This window comes from Eikenella corrodens (genome assembly GCF_003990355.1).
In the GTDB taxonomy this organism is placed as follows: Bacteria; Pseudomonadota; Gammaproteobacteria; order Burkholderiales; family Neisseriaceae; genus Eikenella; species Eikenella corrodens_B.
In genome coordinates this window covers 1,965,605-1,981,390 of the sequence record NZ_CP034670.1, presented here as the reverse complement: position 1 = coordinate 1,981,390, position 15,786 = coordinate 1,965,605, and the positions used below count along the sequence as shown (strand labels likewise).

The following is a 15,786-nucleotide window of genomic DNA, read 5'->3' as shown; positions in this document are numbered from 1 at the left end:
AAAGTGTGCCCATGATTCCGGCTTCGTTTTTCAGGTAGCCTGTTTGCCATTTAGCCAAAAAGGAAAGATATGCAGCAAAACGATCAACAACCCAAATTCAAAGTGATTCTGCCGGAAGGCTTTTCTTTGGAGCGCCCCAAGCAGGTGATCACCCAGCCCGCAGAGAGCGGCCGTGCCGATTTGGAGGAAATCATCCGGCAGGAAACGGTATGCCGCCAAGCCGAGGCGGAAGCCGATGAAATCATGATTAACGCCTTGCTGCACGGCGCAGGGCGCAGCTTCAAGTGAGGCGGATAGCTGAAATATAGTGGATTAAATTTAAACCAGTACAGCGTTGTCTCGCCTTGCCGTACTATTTGTACTGTCTGCGGCTCGCCGCCTTGTCCTGATTTAAATTTAATCCACTATAATTATTTCTTCATGCCAGGCGAGCCAACGCAGTAGGAAAAAATAAGAATTTTAGCTATACCTGAAAATTCAGGTAGCCCAAACCCAACACATCAAGGAATCCCTATGAAACCCTACCGCGTATTGATTTTCGATTGGGACGGCACCTTGGCCGATTCCACCGCCCAAATCGTGCAGGGCGTGCAAAACTCTTTTTGCCGCTTCGGCTGGCCGCCGCCCGCCGAGGCCGACATCCGCGCCACCATCGGTCTGAGCCTGCGCGAAGCCCTGCGCCGCCTGTGCCCGCAGCTGGACCAACAGCAAACTGAAGCCGCCATCTGCGCCTATCAGCACGAATTCCACCACCGCCGCGAGCAAACCGTTTTATTCCCCGACACGGGCAATACACTGCAGCGGCTGCAACAGCACTACTGGCTCGCCGTGGCCACCGGCAAAGGCCGGCGCGGGCTCGATGCCGCCCTGGACGAAACCGGCACGCGCAGCCTCTTTCTCGCCACCCGCACCGTCGACGAATGCGCCTCCAAGCCCCAGCCGGAAATGGTGCTCTCCATCTGCGACGAATTGGGCGTGCATCCGGCCGAAGCCCTGGTAATCGGCGACACCACCCACGATTTGCACATGGCGCACAACGCCCGAAGCCCCGCCATCGCCCTCACCACCGGCGCCCACACCCCCGACCAACTGCAAACCGCCCCGCACCTGGCCATGCTCGACAGCCTGACCGGCTTGGCGGCTTGGCTGGCGGAGTAAAGGATAAAGGCTACCTGAAACCTGTTTTTAGGTAGCCTTTGAAGCATGGGCAGGGCTTGAGATGCTGGGTGCGCCACACCCTGCCGCCTATATAGTGAATTAACAAAAACCAGTATAGCGTTGTCTCGCCTTGTCCTGATTTTTGTTAATCCACTATATAGCGGAAAAGGCTACCTGAAAGGTTTTGGCTTCATTGAAGCCGATGTTTTCAGGTAGCCTTTGCCATTCGGTTTTGCCTGGGCTAAATGGCGTATTCGATCAAATCGCTGTGGCTGAACACGTACACCTGCTGGGGGGCGAGCGGCAGGATTTGGCCGGGGGCGAGGCCGAGGCGGTCGGCTTCGGTGGCGGCGAAGCTGGCTTGCAGGGTTTGGCCGTTGGGGGCTTGTTCGCGCAGGGTGAGGCGGGTGAGGGCGCCGGTGTGGTGCAGGCTTTCGATGGCGGCGCGGAGCATGGGGCGTTCGGGGTCAATCTGCCATTCGTGCGGGCGGATGTAGCCTAGGGCGCTCTGTTCCTGCCAGCGTTTGCCCGGCGGCAGCGGCCAGGCGTAGCCCCGGTAGTGCCACTGCCCGCGTTCGATGCGGCCTTCGAAGGAGTCGGTTTCGCCGAGGAATTCGGTTACGAAGGCGTTTTCAGGTAGCCTGTAGAGGGTGTCGGCGCTGCCGGATTGTTCGATGCGGCCGTGGTTCATGACGACGATTTGGTCGGAAATTTCCAGGGCTTCTTCTTGGTCGTGGGTAACGAGGATGCTGGTGATGCCGAGCTCGTGGTGCAGCCGGCGCAGCCAGGTGCGCAGCTCTTTGCGCACTTTGGCATCCAGCGCGCCGAAGGGCTCGTCGAGCAGCAGCAGTTTGGGCCCTACGGCCAAGGCGCGGGCGAGTGCGATGCGCTGGCGCTGGCCGCCGGAGATTTGGTGGGGATAGGATTTGGCGAGGTGTTCGAGCTGCACGAGCTTGAGCAGGCCGGTCACTTTTTCGCGGATTCGGGCTTTGGACGGGCGTTGGGCGCGGGGCAGTACGGTGAGGCCGAAGGCGATGTTGTCGGCCACGTTCATGTGGCGGAAGAGGGCGTAGTGTTGGAAGACGAAGCCGACTTTGCGCTCGCGCACATGCTGGCGGGTTACGTCTTGGCCGTCGAACAGGATTTGCCCGCTGTCGGCGTTTTCCAGCCCGGCGATGATTCGCAGCAGGGTGGTTTTGCCGCAGCCGGAGGGGCCCAGCAGGGAGACGAGCTTGCCGGTGGGCACTTCGAGGCGGATGTTTTGCAGGGCGTGGAAGCTGCCGAAGTGTTTATTGATGTTTTGGATGGTGATGCTCATTGCTTGCTCCTTGCGGCGGCGGCCAGTTTGCGGTTTTGGATGCGGGTGAGGATGCCTTGCAGCGCCAGCGTGGCGATGGCGAGCACGGCCAAGAGGCTGGAGAGGGCGAAGGCGGCGGTGAAGCGGTATTCGTTGTAAAGGATTTCCACCAAAAGCGGGATGGTGTTGGTTTCGCCGCGGATGTGGCCGGACACCACGCTCACCGCGCCGAATTCGCCCATGGCGCGGGCATTGGTGAGGATGAGGCCGTAGAGCAGCGCCCATTTGATGTTGGGCAGGGTGATGCGCCAAAACATCTGCCAACCGTTCGCGCCCAAAATCAGTGCGGCTTGCTCTTCGCTTTCGCCCTGTGCCTGCATCAGCGGGATGAGCTCGCGGGCTACGAAGGGGAAAGTGACGAACAGGGTGGCGAGGATGATGCCGGAAATGGCGAAGATAATCTGCACGCCCCGCGCCTCCAGCCAGCCGCCCAAGGCGGTGTGCGCGCCGAACAGCATCACAAACATCAGCCCGGCCACCACGGGCGACACGGAAAAGGGCAGGTCGAGCAGGGTGGTGAACAGCTGCTTGCCGCGAAAGTCGAAACGGGTGAGCAGCCAAGCCATGGCGATGCCGAGTACCGCGTTGGCGGGCACCACGATGGCGGCGGCAATCAGCGTGAGGCGGATGGCGGCGCGGGCTTCGGGGTTGGTGAGCGATTCCAGATAGGTTTGCCAGCCCTCGCGCAGGGCTTCGTAAAACACCGCCGCGAGCGGGATGACCAGCATCAGCAGCAGAAAAGCCAGCGCGGTGCCGATAAGCAGCCATTGCAGCCATCTGGGCTCGGTGATGTTCGGATTGGTTTTCATGCTTTCGCACCCCCGCGTTTGCCCAGCGCCCACTGGCCGATATTGAGCGCAAACAGGATGAAGAAGGAAATCAGCAGCATAAACAGCGCCACGGCCGATGCGCCCTGCACATCGTATTGCTCCAGCTTGCCGGTGATGATGAGCGGCAGGATTTCCGATTCCATCGGGATATTGCTTGCAATGAAAATCACCGATCCGAATTCGCCCGTGGCGCGGGCAAACATCATGCCCGCCCCGGTGAGCAGCGCGGGCGCGATTTCCGGCAGGATGACGCGGCGGAAGGTGGTGAGCCGCCCCGCGCCCAGCGAGGCCGCCGCCTCTTCGTATTCGCCCGACAATTCTTCCAGCACCGGCTGCACCGCGCGCACGATAAACGGCAGGCTCACAAACACCAGCGCAATCCAAATCCCCTTGGGCGTGAAGGCTACCTGAATATCCATTTTGGCAAACCAGCGCCCGATCCAGCCGTTGGGCGCGTACAGCGTGGCCAGCGCAATGCCGGTAACCGCCGTGGGCAGCGCGAAGGGCAGGTCTACCAGCGCGTTGGCCAAATGCCGCCCCGGAAACTCATAGCGCACCAGCACCCAGGCCACCAGCGTGCCGAACACGATGTTGGTGAGCATGGCGAAGAACGACATGCGCAAACTCAGCCACACCGAAGCGAGCACGCGCGGCTCGGACACCGTGTGCCAAAACGCCGCCCACCCCATCTGCGCGGTTTTCACCGCCATCATGGCAAAGGGCAGCACCACCAAAAGCGAAAGGCACAATACGGTAATGCCCAGGCTCAGGTTGAAGCCGGGAAGTACGCTGGGGGTTTTCAATAAACGCATGGGATTCGTGGATTCGGGTTTCAGGTAGCCCGCACTATAAACAAGGCGGCGGGAAAACAGAAAGAACGGTTGGTTGTTTGCAAATGCGGGTGGGTTATATAGGGTAGGGGAGGCTGCCTGAAAGTTTGCAGGGAGGGCGGTTTGTCTGTTCCGGCCGTTTTCAGGGCAGCCTTCTTAGGCTGCGCCTGTTTGCCTTTGCGCCTATGTCTTGGTGGGAAGAACGGCTTGTTATATAGTGGATTAACAAAAACCGGTACGGCGTTAGCTCGCCTTGCCGTAACGTGTGTACTGTCTGCGGCTCGCCGCCTGGTCCTGATTTTTGTTAATCCACGATATAGTTCTTTCGGCCTATATCGGAATAACTATTGCCTGCCAAAAGGCCGTTGCTAGAATTTCGCGCGATTTAAACCTCCTCTTTGTGATAGAGGCTACCATTTACACCACCTAAAGGAGAAGATACATGCGCCGTTTCAGCCAAACCGCCCTCATGCTTGCCCTGGCTTGTGCCGCCCTGTCGGCCTCTGCCAAAGAAATTACCGTTTCCGCCGCCGCCAGCCTGAAAGAGGCGTTCCAGGAAATCAACACTGCCTATGGCCGTGCCCACCCCGATACGCAAATCCGTTTGAACACCGCCGCTTCCGGCGTGCTGCTGCAACAGCTGGTGCAAGGTGCGCCGGTGGACGTGCTGGCCACTGCCGACCAGGAAACCATGGATAAGGCTGCCGAAGCCAAGGTTATCGCTCCCGCCAGCCGCCGCACTTTCGCCATGAACGACTTGGTGCTGATTCAGCCGAAAACCACCAATGTGCGCGTGAACACCCTGCAAGATTTGGGCAAACCGCAGGTGCGGCGCGTGGCCGTGGGCAACCCCGCCAGCGTGCCGGCCGGCCGCTACACCAAGGCCGCGCTGGAAAAAGCCGGCCTGTGGCAGACGGTGGAAGGCAAAATGATTTCCACCCAAAACGTGCGCCAGGCGCTGGATTATGTATCGCGCGGCGAAGTGGGTGCTGGCTTTGTGTACCGCACCGATGCCATGCTGATCCGCGACCGCGTGCGCATCGTGCGCGCCGTGCCGCTGGAAAAACCGGTTTCCTACGCCATTGCCGTAACTGCTTCCAGCAAAGATGCTGCCGAAGCCACACGCTACTTAGACTTCATCCGCTCGCGCGAAGGCAGCCGCATTTTGCAGAAATACGGTTTTAACCCGGCCAGACGCTAAGCCGGAATGGTAGGAAAAGAGGCTACCTGAAAAGTGAAATAACGCTTTCAGGTAGCCTTTGGCATGACAGCGGGCGGGCATATAGTGGATTAAAATAAGGAGAGGGCAAGGCGGCGAGCCGCAAACAGTACAGCTAGTACGACAAGGAGAGCCAACGCAATAACCTTCTTTTTTTAATCCGCTATAAAATCCGCCCCGCCAAGTTTCAGGTAGCCTCTGATGATTGCCAAACCTACGCTGCCAACTGAAAAACGGCTAGCGGTAAATCCAAATTGCGATGGCTGCGCAAACCATATCGTGCAAGCTCAAGCAATCGCTCCCTTCCCTACCCATTATTACGCTATTTCAAAGGAATCCGTGTGTTTCAAGACGTATTGCCCGCGCTGCTGCTCTCGCTGAAAGTCTCCTTTTGGGCGAGCGGGCTGAACCTCGTGCTGGGCGTGGCCGTGGGCTGGCTGCTGGCGCGCTGCCGCTTTCCCGGGCGCAACCTGCTGGATGTGTTGCTCACGCTGCCGATGGTGATGCCGCCCACCGTAATGGGCTACTACCTGTTGGTATTGTTCGGGCGCAACGGCGTGCTCGGGCAGCTATTGCAGGAGTATTTCGGCATCAGCCTGATTTTTACTTGGCAGGGCGCGGTGTTGGCGGCCACGGCGGTTACCTTCCCGCTGGTGTGCAAGCCGGCGCGGGCGGCGTTTGAAGAGGTTAATCCGCAGCTGGAACAGGCGGCACGGGTGCTCGGTTTGGGCGAATGGGCGGTGTTTTTGCGGGTTACGCTGCCCTTGGCTTGGCGCGGCATCCTGGCCGGCCTGCTTCTGGCCTTTGCCCGCGCGCTGGGCGAATTCGGCGCCACGCTGATGATTGCCGGCAGCATCCCCAACCAAACGCAAACCCTCTCCATCGCCGTATATGAAGCCGTGCAGGCCGGCGACGACGCGCTGGCCACCAAGCTGGTAATCCTGATTTCGGCGGTGTGTGTGGCCGTGTTGTGGAGCGTGAACCATCTGGCCAAAGCAAAGGATAAAGCATGAGCGGCACACCGGTTTTCGATTTTGCCTTTCACACGCGGTTTACCGGCGGCGGGCAGATTTTTGAGCTGGATTGTCGCTGCCAAAGCCAAGCCAAACGGCTGGCTATCGTGGGCGAATCCGGCTCGGGCAAAAGCCTCACTTTGCAGCTGCTGGCTGGGCTGTTGCGCCCGCAAGCCGGGCATGTGCGCATTGGCGGCACATGCTACGGCGACACCGAAAAGCGGCTGTGGCTGCCGCCGCAACAGCGGCAGGCCGGGCTGCTGTTTCAGGATTACGCCCTGTTCCCGCACCTGACCGTGGCGCAAAACATCGCCTTCGGCCTGCGCCACGGCTGGCGCACTCCGCCGCAAAAACAGGCCGCGCAGCTGGCCGAATTTTGGCTGGAAAAAATGCAGCTCGCTTCCCTGGCCGCACACTATCCGCACCAAATCTCCGGCGGCCAGCGCCAGCGCACCGCCCTCGCCCGCGCCTGCATCGCCAGCCCGCGCTGGCTGCTCTTAGACGAACCCTTCTCCGCCCTCGATATCGGCCTGCGCAGCCGTATGCGGCAATGGCTGCTGGATTTGCAGCAGGAGCTGGACATCCCCATGCTGCTCATCACCCACGATCCGGAAGACAGCGAAGTCCTCGCGCAGGAAGTGGCGCATATGGAGGTGGGAAAACTGGCGTACGGGGTTTCCGGTTAAGCGCCGTAACAACAATGGCAAAAAGGCTACCTGAAAACCGAAAAATGGTTTCAGGTAGCCTTTAAAATTTTAGGTAGCCTTCGCTGTACGATAAAGGCCTTTTGAAACAGAAAGAATCAGTTAAGCCCGATTCGCCGCTTTCATATTGTCAATGAATTTGTCAAACAGATAGCCGACATCCTGCGGGCCGGGGCTGGCTTCGGGGTGACCTTGGAAGCAGAACACGGGTTTGTCGGTCAGTTCGATGCCTTGCAAAGTGTTGTCGAACAAGGATTTGTGGGTAATCCTTGCGTTGGCGGGCAGGGTGTCTGCATCGACGGCGAAGCCGTGGTTTTGGCTGGTGATGACGACTTTGCCGCTGTCCAAGTCTTGTACGGGGTGGTTCGCGCCGTGGTGGCTGAAGTGCATTTTCAGGGTTTTTGCACCGATGGCGAGGCTGATGAGCTGGTGTCCCAAGCAGATGCCGAAGATGGGTTTGCCGCTTGCCATCAGTTTTTGCACGGCTTCGATGGCGTAGGTGCAAGGTTCGGGGTCGCCGGGGCCGTTGGAGAGGAACACGCCGTCGGGGTTGAGTGCCAACACGTCTTCCGCGCTGGTTTGGGCGGGGACGACGGTCAGGCGGCAGCCGCGTGAGGCGAGCATACGCAGGATGTTGGTTTTCACGCCGAAATCGTAGGCGACGACGTGGAACGGTTGTTCGGCAGGGGTAACGAAACCTTTGCCCAGCGCCCATTCGCCTTCGGTCCATTCGTAGGCTTCTGTGCAGGAAACTTCTTTTGCCAAGTCTTTGCCGACCATGCTGCCGAACGCGGTGATGAGTTCTTGCGCTTTTTCAACCGTGGCGTCCGCGCCGGTCAGAATCGCGCCGCCTTGTGCGCCTTTTTCACGCAGCAGCGTGGTCAGGCGGCGGGTGTCGATGTCGGCGATGGCAACGGTTTTGTTGCGCACCAGATAGTCGTGCAGGCTTTCGGAGGCGCGGAAGTTGCTGTGCAGCAAAGGCAGGTCGCGGATAATCAAGCCTGCGGCATAAACGCTGCGGCTTTCTTCATCTTCGGCGTTGGTGCCGGTGTTGCCGATGTGGGGGTAGGTGAGGGTGACGATTTGTTTGCAGTAGGACGGGTCGGTCAGGATTTCCTGATAGCCGGTCATGGAAGTGTTGAACACGACTTCGCCGGAAGTCGAACCTTCGTAACCGATTGATGTGCCGTGAAATACGCTGCCGTCAGCGAGAACGAGAAGGGCGGGAGTGGTCATGATTGGTGTCCGGATGCGGGGGATAAAAAAACACGTTTCGCGGCTTTTAAAGCGGGGCAAAACGTGCTTCGGCGCGGGCAGTGCTGCCTGCCGGAAGCACGTTATTTTAATGGACAACGGGAGTGCCGGGCAAGTTGGGGCAGAGAGGTTTCAGGTAGCCTGAACGTTACCGAAGGCTACCTGAAAATTAAGGAAGGCAGATAAAACAAAAGGCTGGCACATCCACGCCAACCCATCGCTTTGAGGCGACCTGAAAGCACAGCCTCAGCAAAATTCAAACGAGGGCTTTGCAGGAAGACAGGTTGCCGCAAAGCCAAAATAGGCCGCCGTATTTTTCAGGTAGCCTTTTTGTATTAGACCTCTTGCGAAAATATTCATCCCATCGCATTAACCAGTCCTGCAATCAGATTTGCCCTTAACCCGAACCGTTTCCGCCTGTTGCGGTAAGGCAGCGACAATATTTTGAATATCTTCAGTTTCCTGTTGATGTGCTCGATGACGGTTCTGAGTTTGCCTAACCGCCTGTTCGCCTCTTTATCCTGTTTGTCCGGCGGATGACGTTTGGATTTCTTTTTCGGGGTCTGTAATCCGGTTTTGGCCAATCCTTGATAACCCTTATCCGCAATGACTATTTTGTAGGGATAAAGCTCTGCAAGGTGCCTCTTGGCTAAACGCATGTCATGCCGGGCACCCATCCCCGTCCGGATGCTGATGATTTTTTCCGTTTCCCTGCCGTATATGACCCGGATTTTAACCGTGTGCCGCCTTTTCTTGCCGCTGTAATACTGCCGCTGTTTTTTTGGGACGTTCAATCGGGCTTTCGGTAACGTCAATGATGACCGTTTGGTCGCCCGGATTCTTGTGCTTTGGCAGGGAGAAGCGTTTGCAACGGATGAGGGCGTCCTCGGTTTTACGGATGGTGCGGCAGACATTACTTTCGGAAAGGCCATAGATGGCGGCCAATTCGAGTTGGGTATGGTAATGGCGCAGATAGCTTAGGGTAAGCAGCAGTTGGTCTGCCAAACCGAGCGTATGCGGCCTGCCCGACTTGACCTTCCGGCTTTCTGCTTCTGTGGTGACTTGCAGCATTTCGTGAAAAAGGACGGGCGTTACACCTGTGAGCCGTTTGAATTCCCTGTCGCTTCTTTGGATGAGGTTTTCGTATTTCATTTGGGAATTATAAATCTTCAGGATACTTTCGCAATAGGTCTATTGCTGCAAAGGCTACCTGAAACCCTGCGCTTATTCCGGCAGGCGGCTGATGCGGATTTGTTCGATGCGCTGGCCGGCTTTGGCGGCCACGGTGAAACGCCAGCCGTGGTAGTCGAGAATATCGCCCACTTCGGGCAGGGTTTTCAGCTCTTCGATCATCAGGCCGGCCACGGTGTGGTAGTCGGCATCTTCTTCGGGCGGCGGCAGGCCGAGTTGGGGGGCGAGCTCGGCGTATTCGTGGCTGCCGTCCACCAGCAGGCTGTCGCTGCTGTCGGTGCTGTGTTCGCCGGGCTGGGCGTTGGGCTCTTTGCGCTCGTAGGCTTCGGGGAATTCGCCGGCAATGGCGGAGAGCAGGTCTTTGGTGGTAACCATGCCCTGCACGGCGCCGAATTCGTCCACCACGAGGGCGTAGTCGGCGCCGCTTTGGCGGAACTGCTCGATGGCGGAAAGGGTGTTGGTGCTGTCGGGCAGGATGAGCGGCTGGCACAGGGCGGCCTGGATATCGGGCTCTTGCCCGGCCAGAAGCTGGTTGAGCAGGTCTTTTTTGTTGATGTAGCCCAAAGGCTCGTCGGCACCAGCCTTGCCCACCACGAGGAGGCGGGAATACGGGGAGTTTTGCAGCTGGGCATATTGCTGCTCGCGGCTTTGGGAAATATCGAGCCGTTCGATGTCGCGGCGGGGCACCATGATGCCGGGCAGGGGGCGCTCGGCTAGGGTGAGCACGCTGCGGATCATGGATTTTTCGTTTTCTTCAAAGTGGCCGGCATCGTGGTTTTCTTCGCCGGCTTTGGCCAGCATGGTTTCGCGGATGCCCATCATGCCGAGCACGTTTTCGGCGGTACGGCGGCGCCAAGAGCGGCTGCCGTAGGCGTTTTTGTCGGTATTGCGCTGGGAGATTTGGTTGAACACTTCAATCAGCACGGAGAAGCCGATGGCGGCATACAGGTAGCCTTTGGGGATGACTACGTGGAAGGCTTCGGCAATCAGGCTGAAGCCGATCATCAAGAGGAAGCCGAGGCAGAGCATCACCACGGTGGGATGGCGGTTGACAAATTCAGTGAGCGGTTTGCTCGCCCAAATCATCAGCGCCATCGCCACAACCACGGCGGCCATGGCGATTTGGATGTGTTGCACCACGGCCACGGCGGTTACCACGGCATCAATGGAAAACACGGCGTCGAGCACGAGAATCTGCAACACCACGCCCCAAAACGGCGCATGTTGTTTGCGATGATCGGTGTCGGAAACGGCGTAGTGGTTGGCACCTTCCAGCCGTTCGTGCAGCTCGGTGGTGGCCTTATACAGCAGGAATAAGCCGCCCACGAACATGATGATGTCCTTACCGGCCACTTCCAGCCGCCCCAGTGCAAACAGCGGGGTAGTGAGCTGCATGATGCGGCTCATAAAGGCGAGCATGAGCAGCCGGATGAGCACAGCCAAAGTCAGGCCGGTGATGCGGGCGCGGTCGCGCTGGGCGGGGCGCACTTTGCCGGCCAGAATGGCCACGAACACCAGGTTGTCGATACCGAGCACGACTTCGAGAATAATCAGCGTAGCGAAGCCCAGCCAGGTTACCGGGTCGGCCAGCCAAGAGAAATCCATGAATGTGAATCCTTGATTGCAAGTAATAACAACAAACAAAGGCTACCTGAAAACGCCGTGGGCAGCTTTCAGGTAGCCTTTAAATATGCCGTACACACACGCTTATCCACCGAGGCAGGCTCGGGCTCTGGAGAGGCGGGGGAATCAGTGTGCATATTGGAGTGGAAAGAATAATGAGGTGGTGAGTTTAGCAGATTGCAGCGGCTTGCTGAAGAATTATGGCTTCAGTCTCGCACAAAACGGTATGGCTGCTACACCACCGGCCGCTGGCGGTAGAACAGCAGCCCCGGCAGCGCCAGCCCGAAGGCCAGTGCGCCGATAACGAAGCCGGATTTCACAAAATAATCCACCGCCTGCCCCAAAAGCTGCTCGGAGAAGCCCTTATGGTTCATTTGCACAAGCGCAATCATCGCTTTATAAACATACACGCCCGGAATCATCGGAATGATGGCGGCCACGGTAAATACTTTCGGGTGCGCCCGGTAGCGTTGCGACAAATACACGCCGATAAAGCCCACCAGCGAAGCCGCACACAGCGTGGCCAGGCCCTGCGACAGGCCGAACTGCATCATGAGCGTGCGCGAGCCGTGCCCCAGCGCGCCCAGATAAGCGCAGTATTTCAACGCATTGCGCGGCACATTAAACAAAATCGCAAAACCCACGGCGGGGATGGCGGCGAAAAACATATCGTCCAGCAAATTCAGCAGCATGGCTTAATCCCAAGCGGAAACATTCAACAGGCTCAAGGCCAACACAATGCCCAAACAGGTGCTGAAGGTGAGCAGCGTGGCCACTGCCCAGCGGCTCATGCCCATGTTCACATGGCCTTTGAGCATATCGGCCAGCGAGTTAATCAGCGGCACCCCGGGCACCAAGAGCAACACGCTGGCCGCCGTGGCGATTTCCGGGTGTGCGCCCCAGCCGAACTTCAGCGCCGTGCCCGACACCATCGAAGCCACAAACGCGGTTACCGCAAACACCACCGCCGGATTGTAGTGCCGTGCCGACAGCGCCTGGCGCACCCACATGCCGCAGGCCGAAGCAATAAACGTGATGAAGCAAATCAGCGGGTCGCCGCCCGAAAGGTGGGCAAAGCTCGCGCAAGAGAGCCCCACCATGAACACCACAAAATATCGGTTGTATTTTTCCGCCTTCACCGCATCCAGCCGCTCGCGCACTTCCTGAACACTATACAGCCCGTCTTCCGCATCCAGCACAATATGCTGCACCGCCGTGATCACCGACATATTGATGCCTTTGTCGAAATTCTTGCGCGTGGTGGTGATGCACTGATTGCCGCGGCGCGTGGTGATCACAATCGCATTCGGCGTGAGCGCGCATTCCACGCTGTCCATGCCCAGCGCACGGCCCAGCCGCACGGCGATTTGGTCGATCAGCGTGCTTTCCGCGCCGTATTGCAGCAGCAACAGCGCGGCATGGATGCACAGGCGCGTGATTTCCTGCTGCTGTGCGTAATCGTCGGAAACGGAGGGCGGGGAGATGGGGGTGGGAGTCGTCATCTGGATAAACCGGTTGGCGAAAACGGAAGGGGACGGCTTGCGGAAAACGGCCGGACATGCTGCGGGCGGCAAGCCGTTTGCTCGGATGGATAAGGAAGCAAATTATACTGCAAGCCCCGTGCGGCGGCCACTTATCGCCGAAGGCCGGGTTTCTTCCGTGCGGGTTTGCCTGTATGCAAGGTGGCATCCCGACTGGAATGCGGATACCGGCAAAAAGGCCGCCTGAAAACGCAGCGGCAAACTCCCAACAAATTCAAACCAGGCCTCCGCAGGAAGGCGGGTTGCGGCAGGCCTGAACGGCATGGCAACGGTATAGTGAATTAAATTTAAACCAGTACAGCGTTGGCTCGCCTTGCCGTACTATTTGTACTGTCTGCGGCTCGCCGCCTTGTCCTGATTTAAATTTAATCCACTATAAACAGCCTGTCGGTTTCGGATTACAATACAGCCCTTCCCTTCCACGCAAACAGTCTGCAAACACCATGTGCCCACGAATCCTTTCCGCCGCTGCCGCCCGAGGGCTGCGCGCGCACCTGCGCCGCGGCGGCTTGGTAGCCTATCCCACGGAATCCAGCTACGGCTTGGGCTGTCTGCCCACGCACCGCCGTGCCTTGCATCGGCTGATGCGGCTGAAAAAGCGGCCGCAGCATAAAGGTTTGATTGTTATCGGCAGTCATTTGAAACAGCTTGAGCCCTTGCTGCAAAGGCTACCTGAAAACCAACGCAGGCTGGCGCAAAGCACTTGGCCGGCGGCGGTTACGTTTTTATTTGCGGCAGCCGATAGCGTGCCGTCGCTGTTGCGCGGGTGCGGGCGGGAAAAGCTGGCGGTGCGCGTGCCGGCGCATGACGGGGCGCGGCGCTTGTGCGCGCTGCTGGGCACGCCGCTGGTGTCCACTTCGTGCAACCGCAGCGGGCGGCGGGCTTTGCGGCATCAGCGCGAAGTACGGCGCTGTTTCGGGCGGGATGCGTATGTGGTCAACGGCCGCTGCGGCGGCTCGAAGCGGCCGAGCCGGATTGTGGATGCGCAGAGCGGGGCGTATTTGCGCTAGAGGCTGCCTGAAAAATTGGAAACCGGCATTTGATAGTGGATTAACAAAAATCAGGACAAGGCGGCGAGCCGCAGACAGTACACACGTTGCGGCAAGGCGAGCCAATGCTGTACCGGTTTTTGTTAATTCTCTGGAATGCGGCGGGCGGATCGAATGCGGCAGGCTGGGCCGGTGCGAAGTGTTTCGGCCGTGCAGAAATGATTTGCCCCGCTGGTATATAATGGGCATGGTTTATTTCCGCATTCGTTTGCGCCCCAATCCCCAACCATGAAGGAAACGTTCATGAACCTACTCAATGAAATAGTCGAACACAACAAGCGCTTCGTTGAAAGCGGCAAATACGTGGAATTTTTCAGCGATAAATATCCTGAAAAGAAACTGGCCATCCTGTCTTGCATGGATACGCGCATTCTTGAGTTGCTATATGCCGCCTTGGGTTTGAAAAACGGCGATGCCAAAGTGATCCGCAATGCCGGCGCGGTGGTGCTGCACCCGTGGGGTTCGGTCATGCGCAGCCTTCTAGTGGGCGTATTCGATTTGCATGTGGAAGAAATCATGGTAGTGGCACACCACGATTGCGGCATGTGCGGCTTCTCCCCCGACCGCCTGCTCAACAAAGCCCGCGCCGCCGGTATTTCCGAAGCCAATATCAACACCCTGCGCCATGCCGGCATCGACTTGGACGGCTGGCTCACCGGCTTCGATAATGCCGACGAGAGCGTGCGCCACACGGTGAGCCTCATCAAACAACACCCGCTGATGCCCGAGCACATTGCCGTACACGGCTTGGTAATCCATCCCACCACCGGCAAGCTTACCGTGGTGGTGGACGGCAATAAGAAAGCTGCCGAGTAAACACAGCTTCAGTTGGCCGCTTGCGCTTTGTATCCGGCACGATGGTTTTCAGGTAGCCTTATGCTCAACAGGCTACCTGAAAACTTTTGCCACAAACGTTCATACCCAACAGCCGCTAAGCAGCCTGATCATCCCACGATTTCAATTTTCAGGTAGCCTTACCACCGTTAATACAGGATTCCCATGCCCGCCCAACCCAACTCCCAACCCGTGCTGGCCACCGCGCTGGCCCACCGCTCCATCCGCAAATTCACTGCCGAGCCCGTTGCGCCGGAGCAGCTCGCCGCCGTGCTCGAGGCCGGCCGCGCTGCCTCTTCGTCCAGCTTCATGCAGTGCATCCATATCATCCGCGTTACCGACCCCGCCGTGCGCGAGCGGCTGTATCAGATTGCCGCCCAACAGGAATACGTCCGCCTCGCGCCGGAATTCCTCGTGTTCTGCATCGACTACACCAAACACCGCCGCCTCGTGCCCGATGTCCAAACCGACTATACCGAAGCCCTGCTGCTGGGCGCCGTGGATGCCGGTATCACCGCGCAAAACGTTTTGCTGGCTGCCGAATCGCTCGGCTTGGGCGGCGTGTACATCGGCTCCCTGCGCAACGATATCGCCGCTGCCGCCGAAGCCCTCGGCCTGCCCGATACCGCCGTGCCGCTGTTCGGCCTCTGCCTCGGCCACCCCGCGCAAAATCCGCTCTACCGCCCGCGCCTGCCGCTTGAGGCCATCGTGAGCGAAAACCGCTACCGCGAATGCGGCAGCAACACCCTCGATGCCTACAACCGCGAACTGGCGGCCTACTATCAGGCGCGCAGCGGGCTGGATTTGGACTGGCGCGGCCAAATCGCCCGCACCCTGGCCCAACCCCTGCGCCCGCATATCCTGCCTTTCCTGCAGGCGCGCGGCTTTGCCAAGAAATGAGGACAGGCTACCTGAAAACACAAATGTGCGGCTGAAACAACTATTCGCTTCTGGCAGGCGGTATAGTGGATTAAAATTGCAATGATACGGCGTTGCCAACGCCCTTATGTACTACCCGTACACGGCGGGCGTTGCTGCCTTGTCTCATTTTTATAGTGGATTAACAAAAATCAGGACAAGGCGGGCGAGCTGCAGACAGTACACACGTTACGGCAAGGCGAGCCAACGCTGTACTGGTTTAAATTTAATTCACTATAATTCACTATAATCCATGATAGCGATA

General features: G+C 58.5%; 17 protein-coding genes and 2 pseudogenes. 9 read left to right on the top strand and 10 right to left on the bottom strand.

Annotated features, from left to right (window positions below):
- Positions 1 to 69: 69 nt before the first annotated feature.
- Positions 70 to 288 carry a hypothetical protein gene (locus tag ELB75_RS09960; protein ID WP_126983779.1) on the top strand — a complete coding sequence of 73 codons (219 nt, stop codon included), beginning with the start codon at positions 70 to 72 and terminating at the stop codon, positions 286 to 288.
- Between the two features lie 14 nt (positions 289 to 302).
- Here the strand turns inward: ELB75_RS09960 and ELB75_RS12725 are convergent.
- A pseudogene (locus tag ELB75_RS12725) lies at positions 303 to 418 on the bottom strand (IS5/IS1182 family transposase); the annotation flags it as partial.
- 95 nt (positions 419 to 513) lie between these two features.
- Here ELB75_RS12725 and ELB75_RS09955 point away from each other — a divergent pair.
- On the top strand, positions 514 to 1,158 hold the full coding sequence (locus ELB75_RS09955) for an HAD-IA family hydrolase (RefSeq protein WP_126983778.1): 645 nt from the start codon (positions 514 to 516) through the stop codon (positions 1,156 to 1,158).
- 241 nt (positions 1,159 to 1,399) lie between these two features.
- Here ELB75_RS09955 and ELB75_RS09950 read toward each other — a convergent pair whose 3' ends face one another.
- From ELB75_RS09950 to cysT, 3 genes are read right to left on the bottom strand one after another with little or no spacing between them, the layout of a single operon-like run.
- Positions 1,400 to 2,476, bottom strand: a complete 1,077-nt coding sequence (locus tag ELB75_RS09950) for a sulfate/molybdate ABC transporter ATP-binding protein (RefSeq protein WP_126983777.1) — start codon at positions 2,474 to 2,476, stop codon at positions 1,400 to 1,402.
- On the bottom strand, positions 2,473 to 3,324 hold the full coding sequence (gene cysW / locus ELB75_RS09945; protein ID WP_126983776.1) for a sulfate ABC transporter permease subunit CysW: 852 nt from the start codon (positions 3,322 to 3,324) through the stop codon (positions 2,473 to 2,475). The genes ELB75_RS09950 and cysW overlap by 4 nt, the downstream gene beginning before the upstream one ends.
- A complete protein-coding gene (gene cysT, locus ELB75_RS09940; RefSeq protein WP_126983775.1) occupies positions 3,321 to 4,157 on the bottom strand; it encodes a sulfate ABC transporter permease subunit CysT in 837 nt (278 codons plus the stop codon). Before cysT ends, cysW begins: the two co-directional genes overlap by 4 nt.
- Positions 4,158 to 4,617: 460 nt before the next feature.
- Between cysT and modA the strand changes: the two genes are divergently transcribed.
- From modA to ELB75_RS09925, 3 genes are all read left to right on the top strand, one after another.
- Positions 4,618 to 5,376 (top strand): molybdate ABC transporter substrate-binding protein, encoded by a 759-nt coding sequence (gene modA, locus ELB75_RS09935; protein WP_126983774.1) that lies wholly within the window; start codon positions 4,618 to 4,620, stop codon positions 5,374 to 5,376.
- Between the two features lie 359 nt (positions 5,377 to 5,735).
- Complete coding sequence (modB, locus tag ELB75_RS09930) at positions 5,736 to 6,407, top strand: molybdate ABC transporter permease subunit (RefSeq protein WP_126983773.1); 672 nt, start codon at positions 5,736 to 5,738, stop codon at positions 6,405 to 6,407.
- Complete coding sequence (locus ELB75_RS09925; protein WP_126983772.1) at positions 6,404 to 7,093, top strand: ATP-binding cassette domain-containing protein; 690 nt, start codon at positions 6,404 to 6,406, stop codon at positions 7,091 to 7,093. Before modB ends, ELB75_RS09925 begins: the two co-directional genes overlap by 4 nt.
- A 120-nt stretch (positions 7,094 to 7,213) precedes the next feature.
- Here the strand turns inward: ELB75_RS09925 and carA are convergent, their stop codons facing one another.
- The 3 genes from carA to ELB75_RS09910 form a co-directional block, all read right to left on the bottom strand.
- Complete coding sequence (gene carA / locus ELB75_RS09920) at positions 7,214 to 8,347, bottom strand: glutamine-hydrolyzing carbamoyl-phosphate synthase small subunit (RefSeq protein WP_126983771.1); 1,134 nt, start codon at positions 8,345 to 8,347, stop codon at positions 7,214 to 7,216.
- 374 nt (positions 8,348 to 8,721) lie between these two features.
- Positions 8,722 to 9,517, bottom strand: a protein-coding gene (locus ELB75_RS09915; RefSeq protein WP_126982866.1) for an IS5 family transposase whose coding sequence is annotated in 2 segments (ribosomal slippage) — positions 8,722 to 9,150 and positions 9,152 to 9,517 — 795 coding nt in all. Because the reading frame shifts where the segments join, the coding sequence is not laid out codon by codon here.
- 72 nt (positions 9,518 to 9,589) lie between these two features.
- Positions 9,590 to 11,161, bottom strand: coding sequence for a TerC family protein (locus ELB75_RS09910; RefSeq protein WP_126983770.1), 1,572 nt, complete (start codon positions 11,159 to 11,161; stop codon positions 9,590 to 9,592).
- 12 nt (positions 11,162 to 11,173) lie between these two features.
- Between ELB75_RS09910 and ELB75_RS12530 the strand changes: the two genes are divergently transcribed.
- Positions 11,174 to 11,335: a hypothetical protein gene (locus ELB75_RS12530; RefSeq protein ID WP_164726871.1), complete on the top strand. Its 162-nt coding sequence runs from the start codon at positions 11,174 to 11,176 to the stop codon at positions 11,333 to 11,335.
- A gap of 77 nt (positions 11,336 to 11,412) precedes the next feature.
- Here the strand turns inward: ELB75_RS12530 and ELB75_RS09905 are convergent, their stop codons facing one another.
- The 3 genes and pseudogenes from ELB75_RS09905 to ELB75_RS13280 all read right to left on the bottom strand — a co-directional run.
- On the bottom strand, positions 11,413 to 11,871 hold the full coding sequence (locus ELB75_RS09905; RefSeq protein WP_003824346.1) for a threonine/serine exporter family protein: 459 nt from the start codon (positions 11,869 to 11,871) through the stop codon (positions 11,413 to 11,415).
- 3 nt (positions 11,872 to 11,874) lie between these two features.
- Positions 11,875 to 12,681, bottom strand: coding sequence for a threonine/serine exporter family protein (locus tag ELB75_RS09900; protein WP_126983769.1), 807 nt, complete (start codon positions 12,679 to 12,681; stop codon positions 11,875 to 11,877).
- Between the two features lie 310 nt (positions 12,682 to 12,991).
- Positions 12,992 to 13,098 (bottom strand): annotated as a pseudogene (locus tag ELB75_RS13280) (IS5/IS1182 family transposase); the annotation flags it as partial.
- A 65-nt stretch (positions 13,099 to 13,163) separates the two neighbouring features.
- On the opposite strand from ELB75_RS13280, the gene ELB75_RS09890 reads away from it, so the two are divergent.
- From ELB75_RS09890 to nfsA, 3 genes are all read left to right on the top strand, one after another.
- Entirely contained in the window at positions 13,164 to 13,730 is a 567-nt protein-coding gene (locus ELB75_RS09890; protein WP_126983768.1) for an L-threonylcarbamoyladenylate synthase, read from the top strand.
- A gap of 282 nt (positions 13,731 to 14,012) precedes the next feature.
- Positions 14,013 to 14,585 carry a beta-class carbonic anhydrase gene (locus ELB75_RS09880; RefSeq protein WP_064090347.1) on the top strand — a complete coding sequence of 191 codons (573 nt, stop codon included), beginning with the start codon at positions 14,013 to 14,015 and terminating at the stop codon, positions 14,583 to 14,585.
- Positions 14,586 to 14,768: 183 nt separating this feature from the next.
- Positions 14,769 to 15,503 carry an oxygen-insensitive NADPH nitroreductase gene (gene nfsA / locus ELB75_RS09875; protein ID WP_126983766.1) on the top strand — a complete coding sequence of 245 codons (735 nt, stop codon included), beginning with the start codon at positions 14,769 to 14,771 and terminating at the stop codon, positions 15,501 to 15,503.
- Positions 15,504 to 15,786 lie beyond the last annotated feature (283 nt).